Annotated in this window: 8 protein-coding genes and 1 other RNA gene; 3 read left to right on the top strand and 6 right to left on the bottom strand. The window is 56.5% G+C overall.

Going from position 1 to position 9,589, the window contains the following annotated elements:
• The 4 genes from ABJK56_RS20025 to ABJK56_RS20010 form a co-directional block, all read right to left on the bottom strand.
• Positions 1-656 (bottom strand): SDR family NAD(P)-dependent oxidoreductase (locus ABJK56_RS20025; protein WP_347246462.1); only part of this gene is annotated, 656 nt, incomplete at its 3' end.
• 95 nt (positions 657-751) lie between these two features.
• Positions 752-2,155, bottom strand: a complete 1,404-nt coding sequence (hflX, locus tag ABJK56_RS20020) for a GTPase HflX (protein WP_347246461.1) — start codon at positions 2,153-2,155, stop codon at positions 752-754.
• 96 nt (positions 2,156-2,251) lie between these two features.
• The gene (gene rsgA / locus ABJK56_RS20015) at positions 2,252-3,415 is read right to left on the bottom strand and encodes a ribosome small subunit-dependent GTPase A (RefSeq protein WP_347246460.1); all 1,164 of its coding nucleotides are present in this window, start codon (positions 3,413-3,415) and stop codon (positions 2,252-2,254) included.
• Between the two features lie 96 nt (positions 3,416-3,511).
• Positions 3,512-4,024 (bottom strand): FHA domain-containing protein, encoded by a 513-nt coding sequence (locus ABJK56_RS20010; protein WP_347246459.1) that lies wholly within the window; start codon positions 4,022-4,024, stop codon positions 3,512-3,514.
• Between the two features lie 104 nt (positions 4,025-4,128).
• Between ABJK56_RS20010 and ABJK56_RS20005 the strand changes: the two genes are divergently transcribed.
• Both ABJK56_RS20005 and rnpB read left to right on the top strand, forming a co-directional pair.
• Positions 4,129-5,178 carry a TIGR01212 family radical SAM protein gene (locus tag ABJK56_RS20005; RefSeq protein ID WP_347246458.1) on the top strand — a complete coding sequence of 350 codons (1,050 nt, stop codon included), beginning with the start codon at positions 4,129-4,131 and terminating at the stop codon, positions 5,176-5,178.
• 15 nt (positions 5,179-5,193) lie between these two features.
• Positions 5,194-5,591, top strand: an RNA gene (gene rnpB, locus ABJK56_RS20000) — RNase P RNA component class A.
• A 55-nt stretch (positions 5,592-5,646) separates the two neighbouring features.
• Here rnpB and ABJK56_RS19995 read toward each other — a convergent pair.
• Positions 5,647-6,153: a hypothetical protein gene (locus ABJK56_RS19995; RefSeq protein WP_347246457.1), complete on the bottom strand. Its 507-nt coding sequence runs from the start codon at positions 6,151-6,153 to the stop codon at positions 5,647-5,649.
• A gap of 598 nt (positions 6,154-6,751) precedes the next feature.
• Positions 6,752-7,666 (bottom strand): TIM barrel protein, encoded by a 915-nt coding sequence (locus tag ABJK56_RS19990; RefSeq protein ID WP_347246456.1) that lies wholly within the window; start codon positions 7,664-7,666, stop codon positions 6,752-6,754.
• A gap of 332 nt (positions 7,667-7,998) precedes the next feature.
• On the opposite strand from ABJK56_RS19990, the gene ABJK56_RS19985 reads away from it, so the two are divergent.
• Positions 7,999-9,546, top strand: a complete 1,548-nt coding sequence (locus ABJK56_RS19985) for a trypsin-like peptidase domain-containing protein (RefSeq protein WP_347246455.1) — start codon at positions 7,999-8,001, stop codon at positions 9,544-9,546.
• Positions 9,547-9,589: the final 43 nt, after the last annotated feature.

The following is a 9,589-nucleotide window of genomic DNA, read 5'->3' as shown; positions in this document are numbered from 1 at the left end:
GCAACATACTCCGGGGAGACGGGTGCTGGTTCTGGCCAGGCCGGTTCCTTACCCTTTTCGAGAGGCCCGTCGAAAAGTTCCGTGCGTGTGCGGCCGGGACTGACGATGAGCACATCGACCCCATGTCGGGTCAACTCCGCCCGGATTGCTTCGCTGAAACCGTGGAGTGCGAACTTACTCGCACAGTAATAGGCCCTCCAGGGGATGCCGCGATGACCCAGAATCGAACTCACGTTCACGATAATTGGCTGTCGCCCTTTTTTGAGAAGCGGCAGGGTGTAATAGGTGATTTCCACGGGCGCGAAGAAATTGAGCTCCATAACGTGCCGTAGGATTTCGGGAGGTGTATCCTCGAAACGGCCCAGGGCACCCGTTCCGGCGTTGTTAACCAGTAAGTCGATAGCTTCCAGCTTATCTGCCGCGAAGTTCACTGCGTCTCGGCGAGCGGCGGGATCACAGAGGTCACAGGCGAAGGGAAAGACTTCGGCCCCGAAAGAGCGTCCTTTTTCAGCAAGTTCAGCAAGCCGTTCTGCACGTCGGGCAACCGCTACAATTCGGGGTTGATATGGCAGAAGGGCCTCCACCAGGGCCCGGCCAATACCACTTGATGTCCCTGTAATGAGAGCCCGCACGTTATGGAGGTCGCGTCTGGCCATAGTTCCCAGTTCCTGGAGGGCCAACCGTCTCGACTGCGATGTCAGCGTAGTGGATAACGGCGCACAAGACAAGGTCTGATCAATTTCGGGGGTACTCAGCCTGTTTCTTCGGGAGCGTCGCCAAGAAGCCCGCCTGTTGCTTCACGTTCCGTTCGGGGCTGCAATAGTGCGTAAGCCAAGTCTCGCTCCTGGCCCGAGCTGTTGTGCCGCCTCCGGTGGACCGACGCCCCGAGCCGCTCAATTTGGGAAAGATACTCCTCCGGTAGACGGCAGCGAATGGTAAGGCGATTCTCATGGTGATACCGCTGCGAAAACACTTCTCCATGGGTCTTCACAAAAACTGCCACGCGGGCGTTATCCACCGTCGTTTCTACATCGACCTCGATGAACTTGCGGGCCAGAAGCTCAGACACCATTTGTGTTAGTTGCGCAAGACCTTCCCCCGTTTGTGCGCTGATGGGAAGGGCCTGGGGATAGCGCTCGAGCAACGTGTCCACACGGCGGCGATCCGCAATGCGGTCGATCTTGTTGATAACCAGGATGGTGTCTTTGCCTTCGATCCCGATTTCTTCGAGCACGCGGTAGGCAGAGCTGATTTGCTGGAGAACGGCGGGATTACTTCCGTCGGCTACATGGAGCAGCAAGTCTGCCTGTCTTGCCTCTTCAAGGGTGGCTTTGAAACTGGCGATGAGATGATGGGGAAGATCGCGAATAAAGCCCACCGTATCGCTGAGCAACACCGGTCCCCATCCCGGAAGTTGCCATCGCCGTGTGCGTGTATCCAGCGTGGCGAAGAGTGCATCTTCAACATACACATTGGCGTGGGTGAGCGCATTCATGAGGGTGCTTTTGCCCGCGTTCGTGTAACCCACCAGGGATACCGTTTTAAACTGCTTGCGTGCGATGACCTCACGCTGCCGCCGGCGATGGATGACCTGCAGTTCGCTGCGTAGCTCGTGAATGCGATGGGCGATAAGACGCCGGTCCATTTCGAGTTGCTTTTCACCTGGTCCACGGAGCCCCACGCCACCTTTCGTCTGGCGTTCCAAGTGGGTCCACATTCGCTTGAGCCTGGGTAACGTGTACTCAAGCTGTGCTAGCTCCACCGCGAGCTGGGCTTCGTATGTTTGGGCACGCCGGGCGAAAATATCGAGGATCAGTTGCGTCCGATCGAGAACCCGGGCACCGACTTCCTTTTCGATATTGCGGCCCTGCGCAGGCGAGAGGTCGTTATCAAAAATGACCAGGTCAGCGCGGAGGCTGCGAACGAGTTTTTTCACGTCCTCCAGTTTTCCACGACCGATAAAGGTGGCGGCATCGGGTGCCAAGCGGCGCTGCGTGACCTGACCGACGACGTCGATACCTGCAGCGTCCGCCAAACCGGCCAGTTCAGCAAGCGGAGGGTCTTCAACCGTTGTTGTGGGGAGAATAACCCCTACCAGTACCGCTTTTTCGGGTTCGCGACCCAATCGAATCGTCGTGCCGTTCCGGCGTTTCACAGCGATACACACCTCCTCCCAGACGACGGAGTTATTGGATTCACGCTAGACCTCTTTACCGCGAATTGTTGCGAATAACTTGCTTTGACTCTGGTTTCATTCTTCTTCAACCTCAACTTCTTCATCAAGGACAAGGTGACAGTAGCTTTCGTAACGCCGTTCGTCGATCCAGCCATCTGCCACAGCATCCTTGACGCCACAATCCGTTTCTTGGATGTGAAGGCAATTGGGGAACTTACATCGGTTGACGTACGGACGGAGATCGCGGAAGTAGTTGGCCACTTCTTCTGGCTCCAGGTCCCATGGTTGAAATTGTCTGATTCCAGGGGTGTCTGCAACGTATCCCCCAAAACGGAACCGGTATAGTCGGGCTGTGGTGGTGGTATGCCGACCTTTTTCGGTGTCCTCGCTCACCGGAGCCGTGGGGATTTTTAGGTCGGGATCGAGCGCGTTAAGGAGCGAGGATTTGCCCACCCCACTTTGACCGGCCAGGACGCTCACGCGGTCTTTGAGGGTGCGGATCAGGGCTGACAATCCAAAGCCGCTCAGCGCGCTGACCAAAAGCACTCGGTAGCCCAATTGGCTGTAAAGCCCTACAAGCGGCATGAGATCTGCTCGGTCGACCAGATCCACCTTGTTGATGCATATAACAGGTTCTACCCCTGACTTTTCCGCCGCCACGATCATCCGGTCGATCAGGTGAGGCTTGATCCGCGGCATGGCCGCACTGCTGACAACGACCACCTGATCGACATTGCTGACAATCACATGCTGCTTACCCTTGGATTCCCGGCTGATACTGCCGCGGCGGGGCAGGACCGACTCAATGACGCCTTCGCTGGGATTTTCCGGCAGTGGATAAAAGTAAACTTTGTCGCCGGTCACCACGACATGGCGCTGGTCTGTCGCCAGCCGCTTGAGAAGCCGTCTCACAACGCAGCGATACGAGTTGCCCTCTTCATCTTCGACGAGACACATCAGCCCTTGAACGGCGATGACCCGACCCATTCTGCTATCGGGATGTCGAGCGGGAAGCACCACAGGGAGCGGGGACTCGGCCTTTTCAGAGACGTCTTCTCCGATAACTGTCCCCCGCCGGGTCAGCTCATTTTTCCCCCCGACCCGCTCTTCCCGGACCAAATCGTCGTCAAGAACCTCTTCTTCGCTCAGGACTCGGTCGGTGAGATCTTTGTCCCTGGTTCTGGGAGCACGATTCTTCCGAAACTCAACCCGATACTTCTTCCTGCGGTCTTTACCCATCTAACCCGTGACGCGCCGTTCGGGCCGTCTCCGAAGTGGAATTAAAGTGAAGGTCCCGCTGTCAAAAATCTGTTACTTCTGCTCAACAGCAGAGGATTACCGAGATTGCGGTCCCGGTCGTCGCAAACCTTCAAGAACATCGTACCGCGGCTCATCATGATCGGAAAGTGTTTCCTGTTTTTCCTTGTCCGTCCCTGGCTTCGACGGCGTCACCTCCTCTTCGGTTCGCTTCGGCTTTACCAATCCTGCCCGTTCTAACAGGGATTGCGCGAAAATGTCCTGTTCCAAAGTGTCGGGAGGCGGTGGTCCTACCGCCCCCAGCTCAATAGGATTATACCGGATTTCGTATTGATGCTTGGCGATAGAGAGGATTGAACCTGGATCGAGGCGGCGCTCTTTTACCCGGACGCCATTCACTTTGACGCCGTTCGTACTGTTCAGGTCGCGCACGTACCAGTATCCCGAGACGACGAACAGCTCGCAGTGCTGGCCGGACACATTCGAGAATCGAAGGACAATGTCACAGTTCTCTCTGCGTCCTACGATCAGCCTTTTCTTCAGCAAGGGGATGGGGTCACCACCACCAAGGGGGATCAGCTCTCCAAACATAGGATTGCCTGTTCTCTGTTCCTTGAAAAGTTTCTGCTGCGCCCTTACGATGCCCTTAGAACCTAGGTTACTTTTGGAAACCGCCCTTTTAGTGTAAGCCCGAAATGCGCGAACGTCAACAAATAGACACGTCTGGGATTGGCCACTCTTCACCGGCTGTTCCGGCGGTTGATTGGCGCGCGTTGGGAAAACGCTACTTTAACCTTAGTCTGTATTATCGGCACACCTTTGGGGGAGAAACCTGGAAAATCAGCGTCGACGGCGGCTTTCACTGTCCAAATGCTGACGGAACAATCAGCCGCTTTGGGTGCACATTTTGCAATATCGCGAGTTTCAGTCCCAGCCGGCGTTACGACCAACCTACCTCCATTGCAGAGCAAATTCGCAATTCCATTGAAAACTTCAAGAAACGGCGGGCGCTCGATAGATTCATCGCCTATTTTCAACCGGGGACCAATACGTACGCACCATTGCCGGTCCTCAAGGCGATGTTCTCAGAAGCCGTCACTGTTCCCGGCGTTGTGGGGTTGGCGATCGGCACGCGGCCAGACTGCCTCCCCCCAGATGTATTGGACTTTCTGGCGGAGTTGAGTGAGAAAACCTGGGTGAGTGTGGAGATCGGCTTGCAATCAGCCCATGACGCCACGCTTCGCCGTATCAATCGCGGACACACGTTCGAGGATTTTTGCCAGGCCGTGTGGGCGTGCGCAGCGCGAAATCTCAGGGTGTGTGCCCACGTCATGTTCGGCTTACCGGGGGAAACCGCAGAAATGATGCTGGGCACCATTTGCGCCCTGCGGGATCTGCCTATTCATGCTGTCAAAATTCACAACCTGTACGTAGCACGCGATACCGCGCTGGCGCGAATTTACGAGGCCGGGATGTATCGCCCGCTTGAGCAGGATGAATACGCAGAGCTGGTTGTGGCTGCACTGGAGAGAATTTCGCCAGCGATCGTCATCGAACGGCTCACGGCCGAGACCTCGGATGCGTATTTAATCGCCCCCGAGTGGTGTCGTGATAAATCAGGCACCCTCCAACGGATCCAGCGACTTTTGGAGGAACGGGATACATACCAGGGGAAGTTGTGGGACCGGATGCCAGAGTACGCTCCGATCGCAACTCGTGAGGGCGAGATGGGCCGAAACGTATAATGTGTTATGGAGCACGGAGCGGGCTGGATGGCCGCCGGCCCGGTCTGTCGCCGGGCGGGAGGAAAGTCCGGGCTCCTCGGGATCACGGTGGTGGGTAACGCCCACCGGCCGAAAGGCTAGGGAAAGTGCCACAGAAACTAGACCGCCTCGCGGTGCCCACCGCGCGGTAAGGGTGAAAGGGTGAGGTAAGAGCTCACCAGCAGGCCGGGTGACCGGTCTGGCTAGGCAAACCCCACCGGGAGCAAGGTCAAGCAGGGGGAAGTGAGGTGCAAGCCTCCGCGGGTGATCCCGACCGCCACATTCGACCCCCGGGTAGACCGCTAGAGGGGCCGAGCAATCGGCCTCCTAGATAAATGGCCATCACCCTGGAAGGCACCAGGGTACAGAACCCGGCTTACAGGCCCGCCCTCGTGCTCCTTAACTTTTTCGGATCACCGCGCCATCTCAGGCTACTCATTCTGCTGGCCGCTATTCTCGTTCGGGGAGTCCGTCGGATGTCTGCGAACGCTCGCCTCTGTCTTGCACAGTGATTTCCCCGCGTCGTTCAAATTGCCGTAGTGGCGGCACAAGTCGCGCGTCGATCAGTTGGGCAAGCTTTGAGATGCACAGTCGGTTAATACTGGTCTTCAAAGCATGAGCCTCTTCGGCGAGGGCATCGTGAAGGCTCTTTGGAATCCTGAGAGTGATCACGCTGACGGCCTCGGTTTTTGCCGCTCGGCCCTCCTGGACTCGGCGCAATCCGGCAAGCATTTCCTGAACCTTTCGATGGGTGGCCGTTTGCTCGAACCGAGTGAGTTCCTCAGGCGTGGGGAAAAGTTGCCGGACCAGGCCCTCCGGTCCCAGGAGTTCTTTGAAAAACGTGGTCCATGCCACGCCCGCCGCGAAGAGTTGATCCGCTTTTTCTTCGACCTTCCGGCAGCGTTCTTCGACTGTTTCTGTGGTTTCCATCCTGCGGAGACTGTCAGCTAGATCCATCAGCCAATCCCTCCTCGAATTCCCCAAATAACTTTTTTGTTATGACCTACCGTACACTCTGCCCACAATGGACGGAGCCGAATAACTATTAAGACTGGGCTCTGCTCAGCATTCGTCGATAAACTGCGTGGGGCCACCGCCCATTGTAGAGGGACTCAAGCGGGCACAGCAAAAGACTTGACACCCCTCTCATTGCAACAGCACGTTGAAACTGTGGCAAAGACTGTGGCGCAACGGAGGGGAGAAGTCAAGTCTAATCCGAAAACTTTTTGCTGTCCGGCGTGCTCGTGAGGTGCATGCACTGCCGTAAGTGATTGCAGCCACAGAAGATAGGAATGTATCGGAGTGACGAAGTGTCCACTGTCTCGGCTTGGCCTAACCGGGGCACCCTCGGGCGTTGGGTTTCGAAATTGGGGAACTGAGCGCCGAAGAAAAGGCCGCCCAACACGGGCGGCCGAAGTGGCTGTCGCGATGTTCAAGCTCCTCAATCCTGGCGGCGAACAACCACCGGGGAAACGGCCTGGGTGATGGACGAACGCGAACGGTTCCTTCGAGGACCTCACCTTGGCAGAAAACCGTCCCGGCCCGTCTCAAAGGTTCAGCCGGAGTTTAAAAGCTCTGCCGCCACCTTGTCAAAGAACTTGACGCATTCTGCAATTTCGGGCAGGGAGTTTTCCCAATTGTACTCATATTCAATGGAGAACACTGCTTTCAGCCCCTGGCGTTTGATTTCTTTGAGGAGCGCAGGGACGTCTGCCTGACCGGTACCCCAGGGCACGTCATGGGCAGCCATCCCGTAACGGTTGAGGTCTTTGAAATGGAAGCAGATAATCCGGCCTTCCAGTTTCTTGATAGCTTCCAGGGGATTGATTTCCGAACGCATCCAGTGTCCCGTATCAGCACAGGCACCGATTCGCTTGCTCCGTCCTTCGCAGACTTTGAGGACTGTGTCGGGGTTCCAGTAGGTTGAGGGTTTGGGGTGGTTATGGATGGCGACGTTGATTTGGTACTCGTCGCACAACTTTTCAATGATGTCGAAGGCATCGAAGGGGGGCTCGGAAACAATTGTCTCGATGCCCATGTCTTTCGCGAAGTCAAACACCCGGCGACATGCTTCTTCATTAGCTGGCAGTCCCACCACGCCGTAATTGACGAGCTTCAAGCCGGCGTCGGCAAGCCGTTTTTTGACTTCTTTTCGATCCGCAGCGGACAGTGAATCATTGGTCTTGGCGTCGGGTTTCTCCTTGGATAGGGTTTGGCCCGGGTAAGCTTCAATGTAATGGAGGCCCAGGGACGCCGTCTTTTCAATGGCTTCATAAAACGTGAAGCGATTGAATGTGTAGGCCTGGCAGCCGAGGCGCCAGCCGAGCTTTTCGGCGTGAGGGGCGCCTTCCGCCAATCGCTGTCCTTCTGCCAGCGACACCCGTAATGGAAAGCCGGTGAGCCCACCGGCCAGCACAGCAACCCCCGTTGCCTTGACAAAATCCCGGCGAGTGACGAACGCCTGACTCATGGTGCATCTCCTTTTCGAATCAACAGGGCAAACGGCCACGGCGAACAACAGGCTCCCGCAAAACGCAGTCCATCGAGCTGCAGGAGCCCAAAAGCACACAAATGCATCATTATAATTTGGCCTGAGTCCCGGGAACACAAGTTATCCTGCTAAGTGACCAGTTCACGAGGGGCGGACGGGGCTGGTTGTGGCGCCCTTGCACGGCGAATGCGCCTAGCAAAAAACAAATGGCCGTGCAGCTCGGTTGATTCTTCAGGAGAACTTGTCGTAAACTTGCGCAATGGAGGTGGTCTCCAAGTGCAACCAAAATCAGCATTTGCTGAGGAGCTCTTATGATCATCAATCATGGCCAAAACAGTGACCATCGGTGGATTGCCGGCGGAAGGCAGTTGACGTGGATCGCGCTCGGGTCGCGACTTTTGGTGATGGCGCTCGTGCTTTGCCCGGTACTCAGTGGGAAAACTGTACGGGGCGAGGACCACGAAGCTGAGGCTATCCAACAGGCTAGAAAACTCTCCCTTGCCTTTCGCTTGGCGGCGAAGAAAGTTCTGCCGACTGTCGTAACAATCCGCACGGCAACGACGCGGGAATCGCGGCCCCGACGGTCGATCCCCGGCTTACCGTGGGGGGATAACGACGCCAATCCTGACGAGCCGGGCTTTCAGTTCGACATCCCTCGGAATCCGGATATGGGGCTGGGGGCCGGCGTGATTATCGATCCGCGGGGAGTGATCGTCACAAATCGGCACGTCATTGAGGGGGGAGATGTCGTTACCGTTCGCCTGTTCGACGGACGAGAGTTACCCGTGATCGACAAAAAAACAGACGAATTGAGCGATTTAGCTGTCCTGCAGGTTGAGACAACCGAGCCGCTTCCGGCCGCCCGTTTAGGAGATTCAGATCAATTGGACATCGGAGAATGGGTTCTGGCGGTCGGCAATCCCTTTGAATTGGAGGGGACGGTCAGCGCTGGGATCGTGAGTGCCAAAGGACGGAGCTTGCGATCGATCGGCCGCGTGCGGTTTATTCAGACTGATGCTGCTATTAATCCGGGCAATTCCGGGGGGCCTCTGGTAAACCTGGAGGGGGAGGTTGTGGGGATTAATACCGCTATCTTTTCGAGAAGTGGTGGCTACCAGGGCGTCGGGTTCGCCATCCCAATCAACCTGGTGAAATGGGTCAGTTCAGAACTTTTGGCGCACGGAAGGGTCCGCCGGGCTTATTTGGGAGTGACTCTCGATGAGGTTCTCTTGCCGCGCCCGGCGCAAGCTGGAAATGACGGGAGAAGCGCGACTGGGCCAAGCGCTGTGGTCATTCGGCAGGTGCTCCCGGATGGGCCGGCGGACAAGGCGGGACTCAAACGCAACGATATTGTGACGGAGTTTGACGGTTATCCCGTGACTGATGTTCCGACGCTTCAGGAGCTGGTGGAACGCGCGGCCATTGATCAAAAACACAAAATTCGGTTACTTCGCGATGGAGCACCGATTGAGATCGAGGTCACGCTAGAGGAATCGCCTTCGGAACGGGAGTTGGCCGAGCGACTTAAACAACGTGCTTCAGGAGAGTCTTCTGAAGTGACTCGGCGACGGACGTATGATCGGGAACTCGGGCTTATTTTGATGGATTTCGATCCCGACATTGGTCAGGCCACCGGAGTTCGCGTGACAGAAGGGGTTGTCGTTGTCCATGCAGATCCCGGCAAACCGGGCGAGAAATGCGGCCTGAGAACGGGAATGGTTATTGTGCAGGTGGAAGAACAGCCGATCAGCAATGTGGATGATTGGCAGAAGGCGCTGAAAAGAGGCAATCTCGAAAAGGGTATTAAATTGGAAGTGGCCAGCCGCATTGGGCGGCAGATCATTGTTCTGAAAAAATAGCGTTCTTCGGGAAGAGGCAGAGGGATTGAACCCGCGGGTGTTC

It is taken from the genome of Thermogutta sp., assembly GCF_039793925.1.
Taxonomy (GTDB): Bacteria; Planctomycetota; Planctomycetia; order Pirellulales; family Thermoguttaceae; genus Thermogutta.
The sequence above is the reverse complement of the archived record's forward strand: the minus strand, read 5'-3'. Positions and strand labels throughout refer to the sequence as shown.

Excerpts from the sequence above, each read along its gene's own strand:
- ABJK56_RS19985 (WP_347246455.1), top strand. The coding sequence starts at position 7,999 with ATGATCATCAATCATGGCCAAAACAGTGACCATCGGTGGATTGCCGGC.
- ABJK56_RS20010 (WP_347246459.1), bottom strand. The coding sequence starts at position 4,024 with ATGTTTGGAGAGCTGATCCCCCTTGGTGGTGGTGACCCCATCCCCTTG.
- ABJK56_RS20005 (WP_347246458.1), top strand. The coding sequence starts at position 4,129 with ATGCGCGAACGTCAACAAATAGACACGTCTGGGATTGGCCACTCTTCA.
- ABJK56_RS19990 (WP_347246456.1), bottom strand. The coding sequence starts at position 7,666 with ATGAGTCAGGCGTTCGTCACTCGCCGGGATTTTGTCAAGGCAACGGGG.
- ABJK56_RS19995 (WP_347246457.1), bottom strand. The coding sequence starts at position 6,153 with ATGGATCTAGCTGACAGTCTCCGCAGGATGGAAACCACAGAAACAGTC.
- rsgA (WP_347246460.1), bottom strand. The coding sequence starts at position 3,415 with ATGGGTAAAGACCGCAGGAAGAAGTATCGGGTTGAGTTTCGGAAGAAT.